The 24,280-nt window shown below is 70.6% G+C and carries 19 protein-coding genes; 5 read left to right on the top strand and 14 right to left on the bottom strand.

Annotated features, from left to right (window positions below):
- Window positions 1-81 precede the first annotated feature (81 nt).
- Window positions 82-852, bottom strand: coding sequence for a hypothetical protein (locus CW359_RS30930; RefSeq protein ID WP_105973490.1), 771 nt, complete (start codon window positions 850-852; stop codon window positions 82-84).
- Between the two features lie 424 nt (window positions 853-1,276).
- Entirely contained in the window at window positions 1,277-1,750 is a 474-nt protein-coding gene (locus CW359_RS45480) for a hypothetical protein (protein ID WP_157968665.1), read from the bottom strand.
- Between the two features lie 356 nt (window positions 1,751-2,106).
- Here CW359_RS45480 and CW359_RS30915 point away from each other — a divergent pair, with 356 nt between their 5' ends.
- Both CW359_RS30915 and CW359_RS30910 read left to right on the top strand, forming a co-directional pair.
- Entirely contained in the window at window positions 2,107-4,272 is a 2,166-nt protein-coding gene (locus CW359_RS30915) for a RecQ family ATP-dependent DNA helicase (RefSeq protein ID WP_105973487.1), read from the top strand.
- A 278-nt stretch (window positions 4,273-4,550) separates the two neighbouring features.
- Window positions 4,551-5,192: a hypothetical protein gene (locus CW359_RS30910; protein WP_105973486.1), complete on the top strand. Its 642-nt coding sequence runs from the start codon at window positions 4,551-4,553 to the stop codon at window positions 5,190-5,192.
- Window positions 5,193-5,668: 476 nt separating this feature from the next.
- Here the strand turns inward: CW359_RS30910 and CW359_RS30905 are convergent, their stop codons facing one another.
- From CW359_RS30905 to CW359_RS30895, 3 genes are all read right to left on the bottom strand, one after another.
- Entirely contained in the window at window positions 5,669-6,358 is a 690-nt protein-coding gene (locus tag CW359_RS30905; RefSeq protein ID WP_105973485.1) for a hypothetical protein, read from the bottom strand.
- 68 nt (window positions 6,359-6,426) lie between these two features.
- Window positions 6,427-7,128, bottom strand: coding sequence for a ribonuclease HII (locus tag CW359_RS30900; RefSeq protein ID WP_105973484.1), 702 nt, complete (start codon window positions 7,126-7,128; stop codon window positions 6,427-6,429).
- A 59-nt stretch (window positions 7,129-7,187) separates the two neighbouring features.
- Window positions 7,188-7,811, bottom strand: a complete 624-nt coding sequence (locus CW359_RS30895; protein ID WP_105973483.1) for a TetR/AcrR family transcriptional regulator — start codon at window positions 7,809-7,811, stop codon at window positions 7,188-7,190.
- Between the two features lie 225 nt (window positions 7,812-8,036).
- On the opposite strand from CW359_RS30895, the gene CW359_RS30890 reads away from it, so the two are divergent.
- Window positions 8,037-9,593 (top strand): MFS transporter, encoded by a 1,557-nt coding sequence (locus CW359_RS30890; RefSeq protein WP_105973482.1) that lies wholly within the window; start codon window positions 8,037-8,039, stop codon window positions 9,591-9,593.
- Between the two features lie 720 nt (window positions 9,594-10,313).
- Here CW359_RS30890 and CW359_RS30885 read toward each other — a convergent pair.
- The 3 genes from CW359_RS30885 to CW359_RS30875 form a co-directional block, all read right to left on the bottom strand.
- Window positions 10,314-11,237 (bottom strand): ADP-ribosylglycohydrolase family protein, encoded by a 924-nt coding sequence (locus CW359_RS30885; protein ID WP_105973481.1) that lies wholly within the window; start codon window positions 11,235-11,237, stop codon window positions 10,314-10,316.
- An 11-nt stretch (window positions 11,238-11,248) separates the two neighbouring features.
- Window positions 11,249-11,908, bottom strand: a complete 660-nt coding sequence (locus CW359_RS30880) for a histidine phosphatase family protein (RefSeq protein WP_105973480.1) — start codon at window positions 11,906-11,908, stop codon at window positions 11,249-11,251.
- Between the two features lie 132 nt (window positions 11,909-12,040).
- The gene (locus CW359_RS30875; RefSeq protein WP_105973479.1) at window positions 12,041-12,646 is read right to left on the bottom strand and encodes a YdbC family protein; all 606 of its coding nucleotides are present in this window, start codon (window positions 12,644-12,646) and stop codon (window positions 12,041-12,043) included.
- A gap of 154 nt (window positions 12,647-12,800) precedes the next feature.
- Between CW359_RS30875 and CW359_RS30870 the strand changes: the two genes are divergently transcribed.
- Window positions 12,801-13,334: a TerD family protein gene (locus CW359_RS30870; RefSeq protein ID WP_105973478.1), complete on the top strand. Its 534-nt coding sequence runs from the start codon at window positions 12,801-12,803 to the stop codon at window positions 13,332-13,334.
- Here the strand turns inward: CW359_RS30870 and CW359_RS30865 are convergent.
- The 3 genes from CW359_RS30865 to nrdR all read right to left on the bottom strand — a co-directional run bounded on the left by CW359_RS30865 (window position 13,325) and on the right by nrdR (window position 17,883).
- Complete coding sequence (locus tag CW359_RS30865) at window positions 13,325-14,170, bottom strand: DUF2785 domain-containing protein (RefSeq protein ID WP_105973477.1); 846 nt, start codon at window positions 14,168-14,170, stop codon at window positions 13,325-13,327. The two genes, CW359_RS30870 and CW359_RS30865, sit on opposite strands and share 10 nt — an antisense overlap.
- Before the next feature lie 98 nt (window positions 14,171-14,268).
- The gene (locus CW359_RS30860) at window positions 14,269-17,166 is read right to left on the bottom strand and encodes a vitamin B12-dependent ribonucleotide reductase (protein WP_105973476.1); all 2,898 of its coding nucleotides are present in this window, start codon (window positions 17,164-17,166) and stop codon (window positions 14,269-14,271) included.
- Between the two features lie 165 nt (window positions 17,167-17,331).
- On the bottom strand, window positions 17,332-17,883 hold the full coding sequence (nrdR, locus tag CW359_RS30855; RefSeq protein WP_105973513.1) for a transcriptional regulator NrdR: 552 nt from the start codon (window positions 17,881-17,883) through the stop codon (window positions 17,332-17,334).
- Between the two features lie 474 nt (window positions 17,884-18,357).
- On the opposite strand from nrdR, the gene lexA reads away from it, so the two are divergent.
- Entirely contained in the window at window positions 18,358-19,137 is a 780-nt protein-coding gene (gene lexA, locus CW359_RS30850; protein ID WP_105973475.1) for a transcriptional repressor LexA, read from the top strand.
- A 186-nt stretch (window positions 19,138-19,323) separates the two neighbouring features.
- On the opposite strand, the gene CW359_RS30845 is transcribed toward lexA, so the two are convergent.
- The 3 genes from CW359_RS30845 to CW359_RS30835 form a co-directional block, all read right to left on the bottom strand.
- On the bottom strand, window positions 19,324-21,378 hold the full coding sequence (locus tag CW359_RS30845; protein WP_105973474.1) for an ATP-dependent DNA helicase: 2,055 nt from the start codon (window positions 21,376-21,378) through the stop codon (window positions 19,324-19,326).
- Between the two features lie 99 nt (window positions 21,379-21,477).
- Window positions 21,478-22,158 carry a GNAT family N-acetyltransferase gene (locus tag CW359_RS30840; RefSeq protein WP_105973473.1) on the bottom strand — a complete coding sequence of 227 codons (681 nt, stop codon included), beginning with the start codon at window positions 22,156-22,158 and terminating at the stop codon, window positions 21,478-21,480.
- Window positions 22,159-22,235: 77 nt separating this feature from the next.
- Window positions 22,236-24,263 (bottom strand): IucA/IucC family protein, encoded by a 2,028-nt coding sequence (locus CW359_RS30835; protein WP_408647538.1) that lies wholly within the window; start codon window positions 24,261-24,263, stop codon window positions 22,236-22,238.
- Window positions 24,264-24,280 lie beyond the last annotated feature (17 nt).

Genomic DNA, 24,280 nt, shown 5'->3' with positions numbered 1-24,280 from the left:
AGTGCTCTCATCCGACCTGGCACCCGCAGCTCAGCACAAGATCCACAGACAAGCTCAACACGACTGACACCTGAGTGGCCGTCAGCGGACAGGATCCCGGCGCCATCCATTCCCAGTGATGGCCCGCACCACGCCGCCGGCCGCGATGCCGCTCAGCAGCCACACTTGACTGATTTCCTCAGGTAGACGTGGTGGGCTGCTGGGCAGCTGCTCTCCGAAGGACAACCCGTCGTAGACCGGGAAGGTGAATGCCGATGGGCGCACCCAGAGGAAGAGATGAAGCTCGTCGAGTCCGGTGTCGACCAGCTTGGCAATCTTCGTTTGCACCTTAGGGCTTGTCAGTGCGTCGGCGAGTTCGTCGGCCAACGGTTCGATCCCGTCACGCAGGAAGCCTCCGACACCGCGGACCTGGACATACGCACGGGGAGTTGTCCCGCCTCGAACCGGCATGCTGTCGGCGCTTACGCCTCTGGTGAGGAGATCCCAGCTGTCGGAGTCCTGGGCCATGAATCCCAAGCGGTCGACGCCCTGCGCCTCGCAGCGCAGCAGTGCCGCGTCGATTCGGGGGAGGTCTTGCGGGTGGAAGTCCTTCGGCACCACGACGGACCAGAGGTGGGTCAAGCCCGGAATGTCTCGACGGTTCTTCGCTCGGTTAAGAACGTTGGTGATACGCGCCTCGTCCTGTTCTCCCACGGAAGAGATCTCAAGAGCCGCATCCGGCCTGTCGGGATAGTGGAGCATCGCGTCAACGGCCTTCTGCCGCCCCTCGATGTCGTAGGGCTCCACCTCTGCGCCCAGCAGACCCCCTACGATCCCGAAGGCGAAGAGTTCGTCACGACGCTGCTGTGCCATGGCTGTCCTTGCCCGGCCGCCGTATCGGCGGCCTGACCTCGGTTGCGCCGACGCGGTGGTCCCGCAACGCCGCCCCCTTACCGGGGTGGTTGTGACTCTAGCTGGGGCAGCCGAAAGCGGCCCCACTCTCTCGCGGGTACGGCCCATCCTGGTCTGGCAAGCGTGCGTGGCCAATCATGTGATGCAGGTTCACTGCACACTTCGGCCCGACGCGATGGCCCCTCGGTGTTGCTCGGCTGTGCTGCCACGTCGGTGCGCAGCCGACGGCCCCACGCGGGGTTCCGCACAAGCCAAATACACCGAGAATCCCGGTCGGGGTGTTCTCATCCGACCTGGCAACCCCGCAGCTCAGCAGAAGATCCACAGACAGGCTCAATTCGACGGGACAGTCGGTCGCCCCCGACGCGCATCGTCGGGGCCGGGTTCAACGCAGACCGGCGCGCATGGCCCGGTACAAGTCCGGATGCTCTCGATACAGCTCGAACGTGGCGCGGTCCCGCCCGGGCAGGTCGCCTGCCTCGAGGAGGTCGTTCAGGAGATCTCGTCCGTGAGCGGTGGCCGCCAGGTCGCGGTCGTCGGCGACGTACACGGGGGTCTCGCTGCCGTCCGGGGCGACCACGTAGTACGGGTAGCCAGCGTGGATCTGCTCCCGTCTCTCGACCCAGGCTTGTCTGCCGCCGTGTCGTTGCCGGGTGTAGCCGCTGTAGGCGAAGGTCAATCCGTTCTCGACAATGCGGTGAAGAACCTCGCGTCCGTCGCCCCACGGCCGGTCCTTCCCCGGCTGCTCTGACGACTGCTGAGCATCCGTGACTACGGCGTTCGACGGTGCAGACGCCGCGGTGTCCACGGCCTGCTTGGGCTCGGCGATGCGGTCGGCGACGATGCCGAAGACGCGCATGAGGTGGACGGGGTCGGCGGTGTGGCGGGCTTCCCCAGTTCGAACCGTGGGGAACCGAGGCCTTCGCCGCATCGCCCCCTTGCCTCAACACGCATGACTTGACAGGGAACCTCGGGGCGGTAGCCGAGCAGATAGGGCAGGGCGTCGGCCAGTTCGGCCGGGGTGCGCAGGGTGACCTGATGCGTTTCGCTGTGATTCGTCATGCCGTGACGATCTCGCGGAATTCCGGACTCCGCTTGAGCCTGTGGATAACTCCAATCAGGGGCACGTCAAGGTGGTGGGCGGACGTGCCTGCGGGTGGCCGTGATGCGTCGTCCCGCGTCCCGGTTGTCACTGGCGTCCTGTTGTATGGGTTCATGGAGCACACGAGCAACGCGGATCTCCGGGCGGCGGCCGACACGGTCCTCGCCCGCCTCGTCGGGGACGCCACGGGCGCCGCCCGGCTGCGCGAGGACCAGTGGCGGGCGATCGAGGCACTGGTCGCCGACAAGCGCCGGGCCCTGGTCGTGCAGCGCACGGGGTGGGGCAAGTCCGCGGTGTACTTCGTGGCGACCTCCCTGCTGCGGGCCCAGGGCAGCGGGCCCACCGTGATCGTCTCGCCGCTGCTGGCGCTGATGCGCAACCAGGTGGACGCGGCGGCCCGGGCGGGCATCCACGCCCGGACGATCAACTCCTCGAACACCGAGGAGTGGGACACGGTCCAGGAGGAGATCGCGGAGGGCACGGTCGACGTCCTGCTGGTCAGCCCCGAGCGCCTCAACAACCCGGACTTCCGCGACCAGGTGCTCCCCAAGCTCGCCGCCGCGACGGGCCTGCTGGTGGTGGACGAGGCCCACTGCATCTCCGACTGGGGCCACGACTTCCGCCCCGACTACCGCCGGCTGCGCACGATGCTCACCGACCTCGCACCGGGCGTACCCGTCCTGGCCACCACCGCCACGGCCAACGCGCGCGTGACCGCCGATGTGGCCGAGCAACTGGGCACCGGGGGCACCTCGGACGCGCTGGTGCTGCGCGGCCCGCTGGACCGGGAGAGCCTCAGCCTCGGTGTACTGCGGCTGCCGGACGCGGCCCACCGGATGGCGTGGCTCGCCGACCACCTGTCCGAACTGCCGGGCTCCGGGATCATCTACACGCTCACGGTGGCCGCCGCCGAGGAGGTCACCGCCTTCCTCAGGCAGCGCGGGCACACCGTGTCCTCGTACACCGGGAAGACGGAGAACGCCGACCGGCAGCAGGCCGAGGACGACCTGCTCGGCAACAAGGTGAAGGCCCTGGTGGCGACATCCGCGCTCGGGATGGGCTTCGACAAGCCCGACCTCGGGTTCGTCGTGCACCTCGGTTCGCCCGCCTCCCCGATCGCCTACTACCAGCAGGTCGGCCGTGCCGGACGCGGGGTCGAGCACGCGGAGGTGCTGCTGCTGCCGGGCAAGGAGGACGAGGCGATCTGGGAGTACTTCGCCTCGCTCGCCTTCCCTCCGGAGGAGCTGGTGCGCCGCACTCTCGACGTCCTCGCGCGCGCGGAGCGGCCGTTGTCGCTGCCCGCCCTGGAACCCCTGGTGGAGCTGCGCCGCTCCCGGCTGGAGAGCATGCTGAAGGTGCTCGACGTCGACGGCGCCGTCCACCGGGTCAAGGGCGGCTGGGTCTCCACGGGCCGGCCCTGGACGTACGAGACGGAGCGGTACGAGTGGGTGGCCCGTCAGCGGAAGGCCGAGCAGCAGGCGATGCGCGCGTACGCGTCGACCACCGACTGCCGGATGGAGTTCCTGCAGCGCCAGTTGGACGACGAGGGCGCCAAGCCCTGTGGCCGGTGCGACAACTGCGCGGGCGCCCGCTTCACCGCCGACGCCTCCACGACCGCCGTGGACGCCGCGCGCGCGGACCTGGGCCGGGCCGGTGTCGAGGTCGAGCCCCGGCGGATGTGGCCGACCGGGCTGCCGGCGATCGGAGTCGAGCTGAAGGGACGTATCCCGGCCGGGGAACAGGCCACCACGGGGCGCGCGTTGGGCCGTCTGTCGGACATCGGCTGGGGCAACCGGCTGCGCCCGATGTTCGCGCCGCAGGCTCCGGACGGACCGGTGCCGGACGATGTGGCCAAGGCCGTCGTCGGTGTCCTGATCGACTGGGCGAAGGGGCCCGACGGCTGGGCATCGGGAGCCGCGGCGACCCAGCCGCGCCCGGTCGGCGTCGTCACCGTCGCCTCGCGCACCCGCCCACAGCTGATCACGTCCCTGGGCGCGCGGATCTCGGAGGTCGGCCGACTGCCCCTGCTGGGCAGCCTGGAGTACGCCGGTGACGCCCCGCCCGTGTCCCGCAGCAACAGCGCCCAGCGGCTGAAGGCGCTCGACGGCGCCCTGACCGTACCGCCCGCGCTGGCCGCCGCCCTCGCCGAGGCGCAGGGGCCAGTCCTCCTTTTGGACGACTTCACGGAGACCGGGTGGACCCTCGCGGTGGGTGCCCGGATGCTCCGTCGGGCCGGTGCGCGAGGGGTCCTGCCACTGGTTCTCGCCCTGCAGGGCTGATGACGAGCACATGAACCGGGGCGGACGACCGGACCAACGGCAGGTTCCCGGCCACCCCAGGCATCTACAAATGACACACCCGGCAGGGATATAATCCACAGATCACCAGAAGACGGTCGGTGGCCCCATTTGCTCGTTGCCGCAACCCAGTTCGGCAGCAAGAATTGGAGTCCGCTCCCGCACGGCATGTCCGTGGTCCGGCAGGGCTCCGCTGCGGTGTGCGCTCCCCAAGTCCGATCTCCCGCCCGCAGTGCGGGCGCGTAGCCGAAGGGAGGACCGTGACCTTCGGATTCGCTCCGTCCACCGCGGCATCCATGTCGACGTCTGCCGACCTGTCCGCCGCTTCCGCCAACTCAGCAGCCCGCATGCTCGAACCCTCGGAGTGGGCCGCGGCCGGGATTCCCCTGCTGCGCAACCCTCGCGAGGTCGTCAGCGGACTGCACTCCAGACATCGCCCCAGGCCCGCGACCGCCATCGTGGCCGTCCTCGACACGGACGAACGGGTGCGCGCGAGCGCCTCGTTCACCCGCCGCTCGGCACCGGCCGACGGCTGGATGTTCCGCAACTCGCTGCTCGCGCAGCTGCGCCGGGTCATCCCGCACGACCTGCGCCGCCGCACTCCGGTACGCACGGCCGTGCTGCTCTACTGCCGTGACGGCGACGCCCGTTGGACGGAGGAGGACGGCGCGTGGATGTGGGGTCTTCGCGACGCCTGCACCCTGCACGGGCTGCGCTGCGGCGCGTACATCACGCTGACCCACGACGGCTGGCAGGTCCTCGGAGAGGGCCGCGGCGGGCGCCGTCCGAACGCGGACTCGCCTCCGGAGCCGTTCGCCATGTCCGAGGCACCGCCACCGCTGCCGATGCCCCGCACCGGAGGCGCCGCCTCGGACATCCTGCGCCGCGCGGCGGCCCGCTGACCCCGGCGTCCCACAGGGCCGCGCCGTACGGCCACGGGTGACGTCCCCGTCGTACCCGAACACGAACTGCCACCGCGGACAACGGCGTCCGCCCGGCACGACGTACGACGACGCACCAGGACACTCGGCAGGGATCACCCCAAGCACGGCCACACGGCCGGGCCTCGCGGCAAGTCGGCGGCCAGGCAGCAAGTCGGTCGGCCCGTCAGCCGGGCGCTCAACGCACAACGACGGGCGCACGCGCACGCGTGCCCCCGTCGACCGTACGACCTTGCCCATAGGGACCCTTGTCGGCCCCCTGGGGCCCCCTGAGACCCCGCCACTGTTGCCGGGCTCATGACATCACCGACGCACGAGAGCCCGACGCGTCAGGGCACTCCGGGCCGCTTCGGGGCACGGCGAATCAGCCGCCGTACACATACCGCTTCAGCGGTCCTCCGTCGGCCCGTCGGCCGGTCCGATGTCGGCGGACCGGCTCAGACGCCCGCGCCCAGCACCGAGTTGATCTGCTGCGGGTCGCCGCAGACGATCAGCAGGGCGCCGGCCCGGCCGAGGGCCAGGGGAAGGGCCGTGGCGGCCGTACCGTCGGCACCGCCGTTGACCGCGACCACGACCACGGGACGGGCACCGGCCCGGCCCAGAGCGGCGGCGTCGGCGTAGAAGACGTCGTCGCCCGCGTCGTGCTGCGCCCAGTACGGGGCCTCACCGAAGGACAGCTCGTGCGCGGCCCACGGGTGCGGATCGCCGGTGGTGATCACCAGCACCTCACCGGGGGCCCGGCCCGAATCCAGGAGCAGGTCGACGGCCTCCTCCGCGGCGTCCAGCGCACCCTCGGCCGAGGCCGGGATCAGCTGGATCTGCGGGGCCGCCGCCGAAGCCGTGGAGGCCGGGGCAGGAGTGGCGGAAGGGACAGGGGCGGCCGGAGCCGCGGACGGGCCGGGCTTGACCGCGCCCGCGGTCGCGGCGACGGCTGCGGGCGCGTCGTGCGGTGCGCGCTGGGCCGGCGCCGTGGGCCGGAACGGACCCGGACGGCCTGGACGCGGCGGAGCCACGGGGCGGGGGCCTGGTACGGGACGGGGGGTCGGCGCGGTGCGGCCACTGGCCGGAGTGACGCGGGGACCCTGGGCACTCTCGTGAATCTGAGGCTCCTCGGGAATGAGAGGCATGACCTGATATTTATCAAACGCCGGTGCGACTCGCCTCGGCGGGTGGCACATGAGTGCGAACGGAACCGTCAGAAGTCGAAGCCGAGCTGGCCCTCGATCTCCGGAGCGTTCCCGTTCGCCCAACTGCGGGCCTTCTTGAGGTGCCGCCACTGGGGCAGCGCATCAAGATAAGCCCACGACAGCCGGTGGTACGGGGTGGGACCCCGCTCCTCCAGCGCGGCCTTGTGCACGGGCGACGGATACCCGGCATTGGCCGCAAAACCGAAGTCTGCATGGTCGATACCCAGTTCGGCCATCATTTTGTCGCGCTGAACCTTGGCGATCACGGACGCCGCCGCGACCGCCACGCACGACTGGTCACCCTTGATCACCGTGCGGACCTGCCACGGCGACCCCAGGTAGTCGTGCTTGCCATCGAGGATGACCGCGTCGGGGCGGACCGGCAAGGCCTCCAGCGCGCGCACCGCTGCGAGCCGCAGCGCGGCCGTCATCCCCATGTCGTCGATCTCCTCCGGGGAGGAGTGCCCCAGCGCGTACGACGTGACCCATTTCCGCAGTTCTTCCGCGAGTTGGGTACGCCGCTTGACGGCCAGGAGCTTGGAGTCGGTGAGCCCCTCGGGGGGCCGCCGGAGACCGGTGACCGCCGCGCAGACGGTGACGGGACCGGCCCACGCGCCCCGCCCGACCTCGTCGACGCCGGCGATGACCTTCGCTCCGGTCGTGGCGCGCAGGGAGCGCTCGACGGTGTGGGTGGGTGCTTCGTACGGCATGGCGGTCTCAGCCTACGCCGCCCGGAACCCCGCGCGACACCCGGTGCCCCCAAGCGACTTCAGACACTTCCCGGCCGCAGCAGCGGGACCATCAACTGGTCGATCATCTCCTCGATGTCCCGCACGCCCCATTCGCTCGCGCACATCTTCGTGCGGTACATCATCATCGCCGGAATGGCGTCCAGGACATAGCCGTTGACGGCGTCGGGACGGGTCTCGCCGCGTGCGATTCCGCGGTCGATGATCTCCCGGAGGAGGCGCACCGTGGGCTCGACCAGCCCTCCGAAGATCACGCCCTGGAAGCGTTCCGCCTGCGGGGTGTCGCATTCGTGAATCACCGAGCGCAGCGCGAACCCGGGGCGCGAGAACATCGCCTCGCGCACCTGCCGGCACAGCGCGAGGAGGTCGTCCCGCACGTTCCCGAGGTCGGGCGCCAGGTCGAAGCGCGGCAGTCCGGCCCGCAGCGCGTCTATGACGAGGTCCTCCTTGGAGGGCCAGCGCCGATAGACGGCGGCCTTGCCGGTCTGGGCACCGGCGGCGACGCCCTCCATGGTGAGGCCGTTCCAGCCGACCGTACTGAGCTGCTCCAGCGCGGCGTCGAGGATCGCGCGTTCGAGTACGGCGCCGCGCCGGCGGGGGGAGGCCGGCTGAGCGGGGGCGGCCGTCCAGCGCGAGGTAACCATCTGAGTGTCTCCAGCGGGCAGGGATGAGCGGGCGGTGCGAGGATTATCTGGATTGTCGGTATTGAGGGGATCGCCGACGGGGTGAATCGCAGAGATTACCCGGGTAACCGGTGCGCGACGCGGCGGCGACTTCAGTGAACGCTTGCGTTCACTGTCGGGGACTCACTACCGTTCGACGCGACAGTGAACGCGAGCGTTCACTAGTGCTCTTATGGGGGACCCATAGTGACTACCTCTTCAATACTGAAGGACCACAAGCCAGGTGCGGCCCGCCGGGAGGGGCATCCCGGCATAGCGCTCACCGTCATCGCGGCCTGCCAACTCATGGTGGTACTCGACGCGACGATTGTGAACATCGCGCTGCCGCACATTCAAGACGCCCTCAAGTTCAGCACCACCGACCTCACCTGGGTGGTCAGCGCGTACACGCTGACCTTCGGCGGGCTGCTGCTGCTCGGCGGCCGGGCCGGTGACATCCTGGGCCGCCGCCGGGTCTTCCTGACCGGCATCCTGCTGTTCATCGCCGCCTCGCTGCTCGGCGGACTCGCCCAGGAACCCTGGCAGTTGCTGGCCGCACGCGCCCTCCAGGGCGTGGGTGGCGCGATCGCCTCGCCCACCTCGCTTGCGCTCATCACCACGACGTTCCCCGAAGGCCCGGAGCGCAACCGGGCGTTCGGGGTCTTCGCCGCCGTCTCGGCGGGCGGCGGCGCCGTCGGTCTGCTCGCGGGCGGCATGCTCACGGAGTGGCTCGACTGGCGCTGGGTGCTCTTCGTCAACGTCCCGATCGGCCTGCTGATCGCCGTGCTCACGCCGCTCTACATCGGCGAGTCCGAACGCCACCCGGGCCGCTTCGACATCGTGGGCGCACTGACCTCGACGCTGGGCATGGCGTCTCTCGTCTACGGCTTCATCCGCGCGGCGGAGCAGGGCTGGCGGGACAGCCTGACCCTCGCGTCCTTCGGCACGGCGGTGATCCTGCTGGCCGCCTTCGTGTTCGTGGAGATGCGCGCGAAGGAGCCGATCACCCCACTGAGGATGTTCGCCGACCGCAACCGCTCCGGCACGTACGTGATCATGCTGAGCCTGGCCGCGGCGATGTTCGGCATGTTCTTCTTCATCGTCCTGTTCGTGCAGAACGTGCTGCTGTACACGCCGATCGAGGCGGGCCTCGCCTTCCTCCCGGTGACCGTGGCCATCGCCATCGGCGCGGGCCTGTCGCAGCGGTTCCTGCCCGTCCTGGGGCCCAAACCCTTCATGGTGGTCGGATCGGCGCTGGCCGCGCTCGGCCTCGTCTGGCAGGCCTTCATCACCCCCGACAGCTCGTACGTCGGCGGGGTGCTGGGCCCGATGGTGGTGTTCGGCTTCGGCATGGGCCTCAACTTCGTGACGCTGACCCTGACGGCGGTCTCCGGGGTCGCCGCGCACGAGGCGGGCGCCGCGTCCGGGCTGCTCAACGTCACGCAGCAGGTGGGCGGTTCGCTGGGCCTGTCCATCCTGACGACGGTGTTCGGCTCGGCCAGTCGCGACGAGGCGACGAAACAGGTCCCGAAGTTCCTCGCGGAGGCCACGCCCGAGCAGAAGGCGGAGTTCGCGAGGACGAACCAGCTCCCCGCCCCCTGGAGCCACGAGGTCCTGGCCCACGGCATCTCCACGGCCTTCATCCCGGCCGCCGCGATGGCGGTACTGGCCCTGGCCACCGCCTGGTTCGTCATCCGCGTCCGCAAGAGCGACCTGGAGGCCCTGTCAGGCACGGCAAGCACCACGGGCCCGGCGGGCGGCTGATCTCCCGGCAGCGGGCCAGCAGGCCCGACTGCCGGGGCCGCGGCCGACTGCGGCAGCCGTACGTCACCGTACGTCGCTCCGGGTGCACGGGGTGACGTACGGCTCTGCTCTGCGGACTTCGCGAGGCGGTCGCGGTCGCCCTGTCGCGCGCGTGCGGCGCCCTCACCCGGCCGCGCGGCCGGGTGAGGGCTCAGTGCCTGGCGCCCACGTGCGGCACGCCGTCGTAGGGCGCCGCCTCAGAGGCACGCGCGTGGGTGAGCGGCACGGCACTCCGACGCCCGCCTGGCCGACGTGGGGCACACGCGCGTGTCGGCCGCCGCGCCGAAGCGAAGTTTCTAGCCTCACGCGCGTGAGTGGGCGGCACTGCACGCCCACTCCCACCCGCCCGACGTCCCGCACACGCGACTACACCGCGCCGCGCCGCGCGCAGAACAGGTCGCCTCGGCGGCCAGACACACACGCATGAGCCGCACGCCCGGACGCCCGGCAGAACGCGGGGTCTCGCACCCCGCGCGCGGGGTGCTGCGCAACCCCGGCGGCCACACCCTGAAGGCCTCTCGCCCCACTCGCACTCACCACGCGGAGCCCGCACGGACCAGGAGCCGACGAGCCTGACGTGGCCGCTCCACGCACGCGCACGCGTGCCCCGCGCATCCACGCCCGCCCCCACACCAGCCCGAGCCCAACCCAGCCCGCCCCCGAGCCCCACCCACAGCAGGCCTACGCCCCCGCCGGCACCCACCCCGGCAGCACTTCCGTCCGCTCCACCCACGCCCCCGGCGGTGCCCCCGGCTTCCCCGCCGCGAGCACCCCGCCCACGATCGCGCAGTTCGTGTCCACGTCGCCGCCCGCCTGGGCCGTCGTCCAGAAGGCCTCCTCGTAGTCGCCCAGGGCGCGCGCGGCGGACCACAGGGCGAACGGCACCGTGTCGTGGGCCGAGGTGCGGCGACCGCAGCCCAGGACCGCCGCTACCGTGCCCGCGTCGGCGTAGTCGAGCATGTCCCGGGCGCGGCGCAGGCCTGCGGCGACGGCGCTTCTCGGGACCAGCGCGATGACGCCGTCCAGAAGTGCGGCCGGGCTCGGTGGGCCGTCCGGAGAGGCCGCCAGCGCGGCGGCTGCGGCGACCGCCATGGCGCCGACCACGGCCTCGCGGTGCTGGTGCGTGGGGTAGGACGAGATCTCCGCCTGGTGGGTCGCCTGCTCGGGGTCGTCCGCGTACCAGGCGCCCAGCGGAGCGATGCGCATGGCCGCGCCGTTGCCCCAGGACCCCTGCCCGTTGAACAGCGCGGACGCCAGCTCGCGCCAGTCGCCGCCCTCCCGGACCAGTCGCAGGAGTCGGTTCACCGCGGGGCCGTATCCGCGGTCGAAGTCGTGGTGGTCCGCGAAGGAGTGGGCCAGCGCGTCCTGGTCGATGCGGTGGTGCGCGGCCAGGACCGCCACCACGGAGCACGCCATCTCCGTGTCGTCCGTCCACTGCCACGGGCCGGGCGGCAGCTCGCGGAGCCTCAGCAGCGGGTGGTTCACGGGCACGAAGAACTGCGACCCCAGCGCGTCCCCCACCGCGAGCCCGCGCAGGCTGGCCAGGGCGCGCTCCAGGCGCTCGTCGGAGGAGCAGGAGGAGTGAATGGAGGGGTCAACGGTCATCGCCTGCCACCCTAACCGGTGATTCCATACGATTCCGGATCACGCCAGCGCTCGAACGGCCGGTCAATCGTGTACCTCCCGTCACTCCCGAGAACGAGCATCCGCATCTCCGCGTTCCCCGGATTCGACAGCGACTCGAACTCCGCGACCGTCCAGTGGAACCAGCGCATGCAGAACAGCCGCATGGCCAGCCCATGGGTCACCAGCAACACGTTCGGCGGATGGTCGGGCGCCTCGAAGCTGCGGTAGAGGCTCTCCAGGAAGCCGCCCACCCGGTCGTACACATCGGCGCCGGACTCCCCCTGGGCGAAGCGGTAGAAGAAGTGCCCGTACGCGTCCCGGTACGCCTTCTGCAGCTGTACGTCGTCCCGGTCCTGCCAGTTGCCCCAGTCCTGCTCGCGCAGCCGGGGCTCCTCACGTACGCGTATGAGGTCGGGGTTCAGACTGAACGCGCGGAGGGTCTCGTGGGTCCGGCGGTACGGGGAGACGTACACGCTGACCTGCTCCTGCCCGAACACCTCGCGCAGCCGTTTGCCCGTCTCCTCCGCCTGCCGCCAGCCGCGTTCGGTGAGGGCCAGGGCATGGTCCGGCTCCCGCTCGTAGACGGTGTCATCGGCATTGCCCATTGACTCGCCGTGCCGGACAAGGACGATGCGCCGTGGTCTTACCATGTCAAAACCCTAGATCGGGTCGGCGCCGAGCGGGCACTCGTGCGGTCTCTATACGGCGTATGTCACACATGTCGTGCGCGCTGAAGCACACAGAGTGCACATCCGATCCGGATCTTCAGGTTGTCCGGATCGTCAGACTATCCAGCTCGGTTCCAGCTCGACGATGTCGCCGGCGAGCGCCGCGACGTCCGCCTCCAGCTGGGCCCGCAGTGCGAGGCGTTCCACGCGTTCCTCCCGGTACTTGCCGTGCTCGGCGGCCGACTGCCACATCGAGAGGATCAGGAACTCGTGTCCCGGCGCCTCGCCGAACAGTCCGCGCACCATGCCGGGGGAGCCCGCCATCGCCGGGTTCCAGACCTTCTCCTGCATCAGCGCGAAGTGCTCGGCGCGCTCCTCGTGGACACGGCAGTGCGCGACCCGGACCAGGTCGGAGTCCGTGAAGCGCGGCTCGAAGCCCGTCTTCACGTCGAAACGGTGGTCGAACAGCTTGACCTGCTGTTCCTTGAACGTGCCCGACTGAGCGTTGGCGAGCCGGTCATGGGACCGGGCCATGAAGGAGTCGTAGAAGGCCCGGCTCTCCCAGAAGGCGAAGACGTGTGCCACACCGGGACGCCCCCGGCTCCAGCCCCCGCCCTGCCCCCGGAATCCCGGTTCCCCCAGAAGTCCCGCCCACTTTCGCTGCCCCCGTTCGAAACCGCGGCGGTCGACCACGGTGCAGCGAATCCACTTGACCAGCACCGCGCCATCGTAAGGCCACGGACCGTGGCGCCGGTCACGCTCGGGCGGAGTACAACCGCGCGAACGCCCCCGCTCGCGTGGCACGATGGACAACCAGCTGTGATGTACCGGCAGTTGGCCTGACAGCACACGGCGAACGGGGAAGGGAAGTCTGGTGAAGGCCCTCAACAAGGGGATCCGCAAGGCCGAGGTCTCACTGAAGTGGGATCCGAGTCCGGCGGGACAGCCGCCCACCGATCTCGACATCGTTGCCGCGACCTATCCGGCGACCGATCCGTACGGCGATCCCGCCTACGTGGTGCACTTCGACAGCCGTTCCCCGGACGGCACGATCACGCTCAACCGGGACAGCAAGGACGGCAAGGGCTTCGGCTGGGACGAGGTCATGACGCTGGAGTTCGAGCGGCTGGCCGCGCAGTACGCGCGCGTGGTGGTCGGCGTCATCATCCAGCAGCGTTCCACGCCCCGGACGTTCGTCAGCGTCGTCAAGCCCGCCCTGCGCATTCGCGAGGGGTACGCCGTGCTCGCCGAGGAGGACTTCGGCGGCGTACTGGGGTCGACGGCGGCCACCGTCGCGGAGTTCGTCCGGGACGAGACCGGGTCGTGGGACTTCCACTCCGTCGTCCAGGGCTTCGAGGACGACCCCGCGACGTTCACCAGGACGATGGGCCGCACCAGTCAGGCCTGATCCCTCTCCGCGGGCGCCTTCTGCGCACAGTCCCTCTCCGAAGGAGAGGGCAGGTAAGGGGTGACGATCGCGAGGGTGACGGCCAGGGTGTCGAGTACGGCCTCCCGCTGGGCGACCGTGCTCGGCGGGCCGTCCCCTGCCGGTGTCAGCAGTCCGCGGTCCGTCAGCAGATAGAGCATGCGCAGCGTGCGCATGGTGTTGGACGCCCACGGGGGAACCGGCCCCGGCTCCCCCGTCCGGAAGGCCGCCGCGATGGCGTCCAGCCACCCCACCGACTCGGCGACCCCGAGCCCGGGCCGGCACAGGATCCGGGCCAGCGCACGGGCGATCCGGTCGTCCTCCTGGGCGTCGAAGACGTGCCCGGTGTTGGCCAGCAGCCGTGCGACGGCCAGTTCGAGCAGCGGGCCGGGTTCCTGCTCCCGGCGCTGCGCGAGGGCCGCCAGCAGATCGGCACCGTGCGCGGCGGCGTGCACCCAGCCGAGCGTGGTGTCGTACCCGCGCAGATCGCTCTCCCCGGGGTACCACCCGGCGAAGGCCTCCCACCACTCCCGCCGCCACTCCCCCGCGTCGGCGATCCGGGCGAGGACGAGGGGCGCGAACGCACGCGCCTGCACCTCGGGATCGTCGAACAACCCGGCCATACGGTCCCCGAGCCACCGGCGCTCCGCCGCGTCGAGGCCGGGTGTCCAGCGGACGACCGCGCCGTACGCCCGCTCGTCCCGCACTACGGGGTCCGGGGAGCGGAGATCCGCGACCAGCGCGTCGAGAGCGGCGGCTCTGGCCGCTCCCGCAAGCTCACCGATGTCCCCGTCATGGCGCCGCGACTCGTCGTCCATGAGCGGAGGTTACTCGGCCCAGGACAGCGGAAGGGAGGGGCACCGGCGCGAAGCCGGTGCCCCTCCCTCACTCACTGGTCAGGCGCTGTCCGTCGGCGTCAGCTGCAGCCGCTCGTCGACCCGCACCCCTCGCAGATGTAGCAGGACCCCGCCCGCTGCATCTTCGTACCGCAGGAGAAGCACAGCGGGGCGTCCGCCTGGATGCCCAGCTGCATCTCCACCAGTTCGGCGCTGGTGTGGACCTGCTGGAGAACCGGCTGGGGCGCTTCCGCGGCGGCCTTCGGGGCCGCCACCGCCTTCAACTCCTGGGCACGGGGCGCCGACTGGGCGAGGCCCTCGATGTCGACCTCGTCGTCGGTCGGCTCGTAGGAGCCCGTCTCCAGGTGACGCTGGCGCTCGTCGGCGGAGTGGATGCCGAGGGCGGAGCGCGTCTCGAAGGGGAGGAAGTCCAGCGCGAGGCGACGGAAGATGTAGTCGACGATCGACTGGGCCATGCGGACATCGGGGTCGTCCGTCATACCGGCCGGCTCGAAGCGCATGTTCGTGAACTTCGAGACGTACGTCTCCAGCGGCACGCCGTACTGCAGGCCCACCGAGATGGCGATCGAGAAGGCGTCCATCATGCCCGCGAGGGTGGAGCCCTGCTTGGACATCTTCAGGAAGACCTCGCCGAGACCGTCGTCCGGGTAGGAGTTGGCGGTCATGTAGCCCTCGGCGCCGCCGACCGTGAAGGACGTGGTGATGCCGGGGCGGCCCTTGGGGAGGCGCTTGCGGACCGGGCGGTACTCGACGACCTTCTCGACGGCCTCACGGATCGTCGCCTCGGTCTTCGCGGTCACCGCGGTCTTCTCGTCCTCCTTCTTCTTGACGGAGAGCGGCTGGCCGACCTTGCAGTTGTCGCGGTAGATCGCGAGCGCCTTGACGCCCATCTTCCAGGCCTCGAAGTAGACCTCTTCGACGTCCTCGACGGTCGCCGTCTCCGGCAGGTTGACCGTCTTGGAGAGCGCACCGGAGATCCAGGGCTGGATCGCGGCCATCATCCGGACGTGACCCATCGCGGAGATGGTCCGCTCGCCCATGGCGCAGTCGAACACCTCGTAGTGCTCGTGCTTGAGGCCCGGGGCGTCGATCACATGGCCGTGCTCGGCGATGTGGGCGACGATCGCCTCGATCTGCTCCTCCTGGTAGCCCAGGCGGCGCAGGGCCTGCGGGACCGTGCCGTTGACGATCTGCATGGAGCCGCCGCCGACGAGCTTCTTGAACTTGACCAGCGCGAGGTCGGGCTCGAGTCCCGTGGTGTCGCAGGACATCGCGAGACCGATGGTGCCGGTCGGGGCGATGACGGACGCCTGCGCGTTGCGGAAGCCGTTCTTCTCACCGATGCGGACGACGTCCTGCCAGGCCTCCGTGGCGGCGGCCCAGATCGGGGTGTCCAGGTCGTCGATCCGGACGGCCTTGTCGTTCTCGTCGGCGTGCTGCTTCATGACCCGCAGGTGCGGCTGCGCGTTGCGGGCGTAGCCGTCGTACGGGCCGACGACCGCGGCGAGTTCGGCGGAGCGGCGGTACGACGTACCGGTCATCAGGGAGGTGATGGCACCGGCCAGGGCACGGCCGCCCACGGAGTCGTACGCGTGTCCGGTCGCCATCAGCAGGGCGCCGAGGTTGGCGTAGCCGATGCCGAGCTGGCGGAACGCGCGCGTGTTCTCGCCGATCTTCTGGGTGGGGAAGTCGGCGAAGCAGATGGAGATGTCCATGGCGGTGATGACCAGCTCGACGACCTTGGCGAAGCGGTCGATCTCGAAGGACTGGCGGCCCTTGCCGTCGTCCTTGAGGAACTTCATCAGGTTCAGCGAGGCGAGGTTGCAGGACGTGTTGTCCAGGTGCATGTACTCGCTGCACGGGTTCGAGCCGTTGATACGGCCGGACTCCGGGCAGGTGTGCCAGGCGTTGATCGTGTCGTCGTACTGGATGCCCGGGTCGGCGCAGGCCCAGGCGGCCTCGGCCATCTTGCGGAAGAGGGACTTGGCGTCGACCTCCTCGATGACGTCGCCGGTCATCCGGGAGGTGAGGCCGAACTTGCCGCCCGACTCGACGGCCTTCATGAACGTGTCGTTCACCCGGACCGAGTTGTTGGCGTTCTGGTACTGGACGGACGTGATGTCGTCGCCGCCCAGGTCCATGTCGAAGCCCGCGTCGCGCAGGGCGCGGATCTTCTCCTCCTCCTTCACCTTGGTCTCGATGAAGTCCTCGATGTCGGGGTGGTCGACGTCCAGGATGACCATCTTGGCCGCGCGGCGGGTGGCGCCGCCCGACTTGATGGTGCCCGCGGAGGCGTCGGCACCGCGCATGAAGGAGACCGGACCCGAGGCGTTGCCGCCGGAGGAGAGCAGTTCCTTGGAGGAGCGGATACGGGAGAGGTTCAGGCCGGCGCCGGAGCCGCCCTTGAAGATCATGCCCTCTTCCTTGTACCAGTCGAGGATCGACTCCATGGAGTCGTCGACGGCCAGGATGAAGCAGGCCGAGACCTGCTGGGGCTGCGGCGTCCCGACGTTGAACCAGACGGGGCTGTTGAAGCTGAAGACCTGGTGCAGGAGGGCGTACGCCAGCTCGTGCTCGAAGATCTCGGCGTCGGCCGGGGAGGCGAAGTACCTGTGCTCCTCACCGGCCTTCGTGTACGTCTTCACGATGCGGTCGATGAGCTGCTTGAGGCTCACCTCGCGCTGCGGGGTGCCGACCGCACCGCGGAAGTACTTACTGGTGACGATGTTGACCGCGTTCACCGCCCACTCGGCGGGGAACTCGACGCCACGCTGCTCGAAGTTGACCGAGCCGTCGCGCCAGTTGGTCATGACGACGTCACGGCTCGCCCACTCGACCTCGTCGTACGGATGCACGCCGGGGGTGGTGTGGATGCGCTCGATGCGCAGCCCCTTGCTCGCCTTGGTGCTGCCCTTGGCTCGGGAACTCCGTGCCGGACCGCTCGCCGTCTCTGTCATGCCGCCTCCCTGTATCGGGCAAAACGCCCAGAAGTGCCACGTTGTTCCCATGGCACGATGTTGTTTCACGCGCTGCGGGCACCCTCTTGTCGCCGCCCGCAGCAGGTATATGGATCGCCGTCACCGGCCAGGGCCGGACCAAGTCGTCCGGGTCCGGCCCGCCGGTCAGTCGGCGGCGTTGGCGGGTACGGGGACCTCGGCAGTCGCTCCGGACCCGCGGTCGTCTTCCTGGCGCCCCACATCCGGGTCTTCGTCGTCCACGGCGGGGCGGCGCGAAGCTTGCCTCAGCTCCACGACGGCGGCCTCGAAGTCGTCCAGCGAGTCGAACGCCCGGTAGACGGACGCGAATCGCAGGTAGGCGACGAGGTCGAGTTCCTGCAACGGACCGAGTATGGCCAGCCCCACGTCGTGGGTGGTCAGCTCGGCGCTTCCGGTGGCCCGCACCGCTTCCTCGACCCGCTGGCCGAGTTGGGCGAGTGCGTCCTCGGTGACAGGTCGTCCCTGGCATGCCTTGCGCACACCGTTGATGACCTTCGTACGACTGAAGGGCTCGGTGACTCCGGACCGCTTGACCACCATGAGCGAGCACGTCTCGACGGTGGTGAACCGGCGGGAGCAGTCGGGGCACTGGCGGCGCCTGCGGATCGACGTGCCGTCGTCGGTCGTACGACTGTCGACGACGCGGCTGTCGGGGTGCCTGCAGAAGGGGCAGTGCATGTTCTCCAACCCTCCCTCACAGCAGACTCAATGGCCTCTCGGGACCCTCGGACCCCTCGAAGCAGACCCCAGCATAGGCGATGCCCGGGGAGACCGAAGACCCCAGGGACCACAACTTCTGGGATCAGGCCGCAGCCTAGCCACAAGATGTGGGAATCGGCCCGCACATTCATCCATCACGTGCGCGTGTCGCACCGACAAGGACACGCGCCGCGCGGCCGTACCGCCGCGGGACATGCGGAGATACGGTGAGAACCTCGTACCGCGGGGGTCGATCCCCTACTGACGGGACTCCGGGTGGCAGAATCGACCACCGGCCCACGAGGCCGCCGCCCCGCCGACGAAGGCAGCCATACACCCAAACGCCCGATCGCGGCAGGCCATCCTTAATTTTTCACTCGAACGTGTGTTTGGCGCAACCTTTCGAAAGCAACTACCGTTGCACTGCACGGGAGACCATCGAGAGGGGCCGACGTGACCACCACCGCAGACAGTGCCACCATCACTGCCCAGGACCGCTCCCAGGGCCGACTCGAGCCGGTGCATTCGATGAACGAAGCCACGAATCCCGAGGGACACAAGCGGTCCCTCCCTGGACGACCTCCAGGAATCCGAGCGGACAGCTCGGGCCTCACCGACCGGCAACGGCGCGTGATCGAGGTCATCAGGGACTCCGTGCAGCGACGCGGTTACCCGCCGTCGATGCGCGAGATCGGGCAGGCAGTTGGCCTCTCCAGTACCTCATCGGTCGCACACCAGCTCATGGCCCTGGAGCGCAAGGGATTCCTGCGCCGCGATCCGCACCGCCCGCGCGCCTATGAGGTCCGCGGTTCCGACCAGGGGGCTACCGTGCAGCCCACGGACACCGCGGGCAAACCCGCGGCGTCCTATGTCCCACTTGTGGGACGGATCGCCGCCGGCGGTCCCATCCTCGCCGAGGAATCGGTCGAGGACGTGTTCCCGCTCCCCCGCCAACTGGTGGGCGACGGCGAACTGTTCGTCCTGAAGGTCGTCGGTGACTCGATGATCGAGGCCGCGATCTGCGACGGCGACTGGGTCACCGTCCGCCGCCAGCCGGTGGCGGAGAACGGCGACATCGTGGCCGCCATGCTGGAGGGCGAGGCCACGGTCAAGCGCTTCAAGCGCGAGGACGGCCATGTCTGGCTCCTCCCGCACAACTCCGCGTACCAGCCGATCCCCGGCGACGAGGCGACGATCCTCGGCAAGGTGGTGGCGGTCCTCCGCCGCGTGTGAGAACTGCGGGAGGCGGCGGGTCGTACGGACCCGCCCCCGACCGGGCCCCGGAACCCCTGCGCCGGTTCCGGGGCCCTGCGCTTTCCCGGGAACCTGTGCTGTCCCGACCCGAGGCCTGTGTCTCCCGGGGCCAGGCGCACGCCTGTGCCGGTCACCGACCGAGGTCGGTGACCGGCACAGGCGTGTCTACGCTTCCTCCGCCGACTCGGTCTCCGAAGGGCCCTTCGCTGCCTCGGTCTCCGGAGCCTCCTCGGCCTCCTTCGACGACTCCGCCTCCGCCTGCTTCGCCGTCGCGTCGATCGCGGCCAGCGACCGCCGGACCACATTGGGGTCGGTGGTGGACCAGAAGTTCGGCAGGGACGACTTCAGATAGCTCCCGTACCGGGCGGTGGCGAGCCGCTGGTCCAGTACGGCGACCACACCGCGGTCCCCCGTCGCGCGTACGAGGCGGCCGGCACCCTGCGCCATCAGCAGCGCCGCGTGCGTGGCGGCGACGGCCATGAAGCCGTTGCCCCCGGCGTCCTCGACGGCCTTCTGGCGGGCGCTCATCAGGGGGTCGTCCGGGCGCGGGAACGGGATCTTGTCCATGACGACCAACTGGCAGCTGGCGCCCGGGACATCGACGCCCTGCCAGAGCGACAGCGTGCCGAAGAGGCAGGTCTTCGGGTCGGCCGCGAAGTTCTTGATCAGCTCGCCGAGCGTCTCCTCGCCCTGGAGGAGGATCGGGAACTCGGGGATACGGGACCGCAGTTCCTCCGCCGCGAGCTGGGCCGCCCGCATCGAGGAGAACAGGCCGAGCGTGCGCCCGCCCGCCGCCTGGATCAGCTCCGTCAGCTCGTCGAGCATGTCCCCGCGGTCACCGTCGCGCGCGGGACGCGCCAGGTGCTTGGCGACGTACAGGATGCCCTGCTTGGGGTAGTCGAAGGGCGAGCCGACGTCGACGCCCTTCCACTGCGGGAGGTCGTCACCCGCGGTGCCCTCCGGGGCGAGGCCCAGGGAGGCCCCGACGCCGTTGAAGTCGCCGCCCAGCTTGAGGGTGGCCGAGGTCAGGACCACGGATCGGTCCGTGAAGAGCTTCTCCCTGAGGAGGCCCGACACCGACATGGGGGCCACGCGCAGGGAGGCACCGAAGCGGTCGTGCCGCTCGTACCAGACGACGTCCCACTCGGAGCCGTTCGCGATGCGCTCGGCGACGTCGTGCACGGACTCCACCGAGGCCAGCGCCTGTTTGCGGACCGCGTCCTCGTCCTGGACGGACTTGTCGCGGGTCGCGCCGATCCCGGAGATCACCGTACGGGCCGCGTCCCTGAGCGCCATCAGGGCGTACCCGAGGTCCTCAGGGACCTCCTCCAGTCGTCCGGGCAGGGCCAGTTCCATGACCCGCTCGAAACCCTCGGCGGCGGTCTGGAGCTGGTCCGCGGCCTTCTCGTTGACGAGCTTGGCGGCACGGCGTACGGCGCGGTTGACCTGGCCGGGGGTCAGCTCGCCGGTGGCGACTCCGGTGACCCGCGAGACCAGTTCGTGCGCCTCGTCGACGATCAGCACCTCGTGCTGCGGGAGGACCGGGGCGCCCTCGATGGCGTCGATCGCGAGAAGGGCGTGGTTGGTGACGATCACCTCGGCGAGCTTGGCCCGCTCCCTGGCCATCTCGGCGAAGCACTCGGCGCCGTACGCGCACTTCGAGGCGCCCAGGCACTCGCGGGAGGAGACGGAGACCTGGGCCCAGGCGCGGTCGGAGACACCGGGGGTGAGGCCGTCGCGGTCGCCGGTCTCGGTCTCGTCGGACCACTCGCGCAGGCGCAGCAGGTCCTGGCCCAGCTTGCTGGTGGGTGCCGCCGCCTCGAACGGATCGAAGAGACTGTCCCCCTCGTCCTGCGGCACGCCCTCGTGGAGGCGGTGCAGGCACAGGTAGTTCGATCTCCCCTTGAGCATCGCGAACTCGGGGCGGCGGCGCAGCACCGGATGCAGGGCGTCGACCGTGCGCGGCAGATCGCGCTCGACGAGCTGGCGCTGCAGGGCGAGGGTGGCCGTCGCGACGACGACCCGCTCCCCGTGGGCGAGCGCGGGCACGAGGTAGCCGAGCGACTTTCCGGTGCCGGTGCCTGCCTGCACCAGCAGATGGGAGCCGTCGTCGATCGCCTCGGCGACGGCTTCGGCCATGGTCATCTGGCCGGGGCGCTCCGTGCCGCCGACGGCGGTGACGGCAGCGTGCAGGAGTTCGGGGAGTGAGGGCTTCGTCATAGCGCGACCACCCTACGGGGCGGCACTGACAATCGGGCGATCAAGGCTGGAGAGGCGGTCGGGGCAGGGGAGGTGATCGAGGCCGGAGAGGCGAGGGCGCTACAACGCATCGCGCGCGCCTCGGTCCCGGACCATGAGGGCGGCCCGTTTCCCGGGCAGGTCCAGCTCGGCGGAGAACCGGAAACCGGCGGTCAGGAAGGCCGACACGGAGGGGGTGTTGCGCAGGTCCGGTTCCGCGACGACCCGCGCGCAGGAGGGGCGGTTGTCGAGGACCAGGTCGGCGACGGCTCTGAGCAGGGTGCTGCCCAGCCCGCGCCCGCGGTCGGGGACCCCGCCGAGCAGGAGGTGCACCCCGGTGTCGTGCGGCCGGGCGGGGTAGTGCCGGGCCAGGGGGTCGAGGTCGGCGCGGTAGATCTCCCAGTAGCTCATCGGGGTGCCCTCCAGCACGCCGAGACAGGGCACGCTGCGTCCGTCGCCGTCGAGCTGGGCCCGCAGATGGGCCTCGGTGACGCCGTCGGTGCCGGCGAGTTCCCAGAAGGTGGCCACCATGGGGTCGTTCATCCAGCGGCCGATCAGCGGCAGATCGCGTTCGACCGCCACGGGGACGAGCCGGAAGGAGCCCGCGGGCGTGGCGCGCGGCCCCCAGTCCTCGACCCGGTCGAGGAGGTCGTCGGTGAATCTCGCGACGAACTCGTCGGGCAGGCGCAGCTCCAGCGTGGCCTCGCTGTCGGTGTCGGTATCGGTGGGGAAGTCAGCGGTGCGCGCGTCGGCAGGAGGCACGGGACGCTCCTCTCAGGAGATGGGGTGTGTCGGGTTCCTCGGGGGTGAAAGGGGGTTTCCGGCGTCGGGGACATCAATCAGGAATGCAGGGGGTTGGCGATACCGACGTAGACGGACTGGGTGTCGACCGGGCCGACCAGTTCGTCGAGGCCGTGCAGCCGGGTGAGCATGTTGGCCTTGCAGCGCAGGACGGGTGAGTCCAGCAGGCGGGCGGGCAGGGACGTACGCGGTCGGGCGGGACCGGAGGCGATGTCGCCGAGAAAGCGGCGGAAGGCGGCCAGCAGCAGCTGTTCGTCAGCGAGGCGCTGGGAGCCGAACGCGCCGATGAGGCCGAGGACGTTGTTGATGCCGAGGTAGTAGGCGAAGCGTTCGTCGGTCACCTCGTCGGAGACGAAGGTGTCGCTCTGTTCGCCGATGCCGGGCAGCCTGGCGTCGAGTTCGGCGCGGTGGGACTCACGGAAGTAGTACCCCTGGTTGTCGCGGTAGCGGCCTCCCCTGGGCCAGCCGTCGGCGTCCAGCAGGACCAGGGTGTTCTGCTGGTGGGCCTCCAGGGCGATGCCCGCCTCGCCGTCCAGCCACAGCACGGGCCGTACGACCTGCTCCAGGTACCGCAGGAACCACTCGGCGGCGACGGCACCGCGCGGGCGGCCGGTCCGTGCCGCCAGCCGCGTGATGACGGCGGCGAGCCGGGACCGCGGGCCCGGGTCCTCCGGGTGGGCGTGCGGGCGGGGCGAGACGAGTCCGGCGACGCAGGCCACGTCGTCGGCCGGGTGGAAGGGGTTGTGCCGGATCACGACGTCGAGGCCGGTGACGGGGTTGCCGTCCGGGTCGTCGACGGCGAGCCAGGCCGGGTCGCGGACGATGTCGAAGCCCGGGTGCGCGGCCTGCCACTGCTTGGCCAGCCCGCCGCGCAGCAGCCGGTGCACCTCGACACCCCGGTGGAGTTCCTTACGGAGGTTCTCGCGCCGCGAGTTGGTGATACGCAGCCCCAGCGAGAGTTTCAGCATCGCGGGGGCCCCGGAGCGGTGGACGGTGCGCACGGAGGAGGTGGGGTACCAGGGGGCGCCGTGGGTGCACAGGTCGCGGAGCAGCCCGGCTTCGAACAGGGCGGCGGTCTGCGGGCGGTGCCGGGTCTCGCGGATCTGCCAGGGGTGCAGCGGGAGGGCGGCGTAGCCGTCGGGCAGCGGGAGCGGGAGGGCGGCGCCGATGAGCTGGGCGGTGAGCTGCTCGGCGCGGATGGGGCGACCGCGCTCGGTCCAGGCGGAGTCGGTGGCGAGCACGGAGGGGGCCACCGCGAGCCAGTGCAGCGGGAAGGAGCCGCGCAACTCCGGCGAGTAGAGCCGGGCTTCGGCCTCGGCGAGCCCTTCGCGGCTCTTCGGGGTCGGGTGCAGCGGGTGGCCGAGCAGCAGCGCCTGTTCGGCGGCGAGGAAGAGGTCGGGCCCGTCGGCGGGCTGGGCTCGCCGGTCACTGATGAAGGTGGCGGTACGGCGGACGGAGTCGGCGACCCGGGCGACCAGGTCGACGGCGTCGGGGGGCAGGACGGAGGGCGCGCGCGAGGCATCGCGCCCCGGATCACTCACCGTCCCCGCGCGCGGGAGGCCGTCTGCACGACCGCCTTGGCCGCCCTCCGTACCCGCGCGCGGGAGGCCGTCCCCACTCCCGTCGTCGCCCTTGTACGTGGGTGCCGTCGTCCCCGCGCGCGTGGGACCGTCGTACGCCTCCCGCGCGAGGAGTGTCGCGACGGTGACCGCGTCGGCCGCCGGGGCTCCTGCGGGGGCGTCGGCCAGGTGCGGGAGTCCGAAGCGGTGCCAGCCGGTCGGGGACCAGTAGTGGACCGGGGCGAGCAGGGCGGTGCCGCTGGTGGGGAGGGGGATGCGGAGGGTGCCGTCGGTGGGGGCGGCGAGGTCGTTCTCCCGTACCCAGCAGCGCAGCAGGTTCTCGGTGGCGGCGGCCTGGGCCGCGGTGTGGGGGTCGAGGTGTTCGAGCAGATCGGCCGTGGCACCGCGCGCCCACCCGGCGCCCCCGGCCGCCCCCTTCTGCCGGGGCACCGTCTCCCTCGCGGGCACGGCGTGGGAACGGCCTTCGGGTACGGGGGTGCTGTTCAAGACGGTTCCTCGTGGGG

Source organism: Streptomyces geranii (genome assembly GCF_002954775.1).
Lineage (GTDB): Bacteria > Actinomycetota > Actinomycetes > Streptomycetales > Streptomycetaceae > Streptomyces > Streptomyces geranii.
Note: the sequence above shows the minus strand (reverse complement) of the source record. Positions and strands in the feature narration are given on the sequence as shown.

Coding starts and splice junctions, on each gene's coding strand:
- CW359_RS30845 (WP_105973474.1), bottom strand. CDS start 21,378: ATGACGAAGCCCTCACTCCCCGAACTCCTGCACGCTGCCGTCACCGCC.
- CW359_RS30865 (WP_105973477.1), bottom strand. CDS start 14,170: ATGGACGACGAGTCGCGGCGCCATGACGGGGACATCGGTGAGCTTGCG.
- CW359_RS30915 (WP_105973487.1), top strand. CDS start 2,107: ATGGAGCACACGAGCAACGCGGATCTCCGGGCGGCGGCCGACACGGTC.
- CW359_RS30885 (WP_105973481.1), bottom strand. CDS start 11,237: ATGACCGTTGACCCCTCCATTCACTCCTCCTGCTCCTCCGACGAGCGC.
- CW359_RS30900 (WP_105973484.1), bottom strand. CDS start 7,128: ATGCCGTACGAAGCACCCACCCACACCGTCGAGCGCTCCCTGCGCGCC.
- CW359_RS30895 (WP_105973483.1), bottom strand. CDS start 7,811: ATGGTTACCTCGCGCTGGACGGCCGCCCCCGCTCAGCCGGCCTCCCCC.
- CW359_RS45480 (WP_157968665.1), bottom strand. CDS start 1,750: ATGCGCGTCTTCGGCATCGTCGCCGACCGCATCGCCGAGCCCAAGCAG.
- CW359_RS30930 (WP_105973490.1), bottom strand. CDS start 852: ATGGCACAGCAGCGTCGTGACGAACTCTTCGCCTTCGGGATCGTAGGG.
- CW359_RS30905 (WP_105973485.1), bottom strand. CDS start 6,358: ATGCCTCTCATTCCCGAGGAGCCTCAGATTCACGAGAGTGCCCAGGGT.
- CW359_RS30880 (WP_105973480.1), bottom strand. CDS start 11,908: ATGGTAAGACCACGGCGCATCGTCCTTGTCCGGCACGGCGAGTCAATG.
- nrdR (WP_105973513.1), bottom strand. CDS start 17,883: ATGCACTGCCCCTTCTGCAGGCACCCCGACAGCCGCGTCGTCGACAGT.
- CW359_RS30860 (WP_105973476.1), bottom strand. CDS start 17,166: ATGACAGAGACGGCGAGCGGTCCGGCACGGAGTTCCCGAGCCAAGGGC.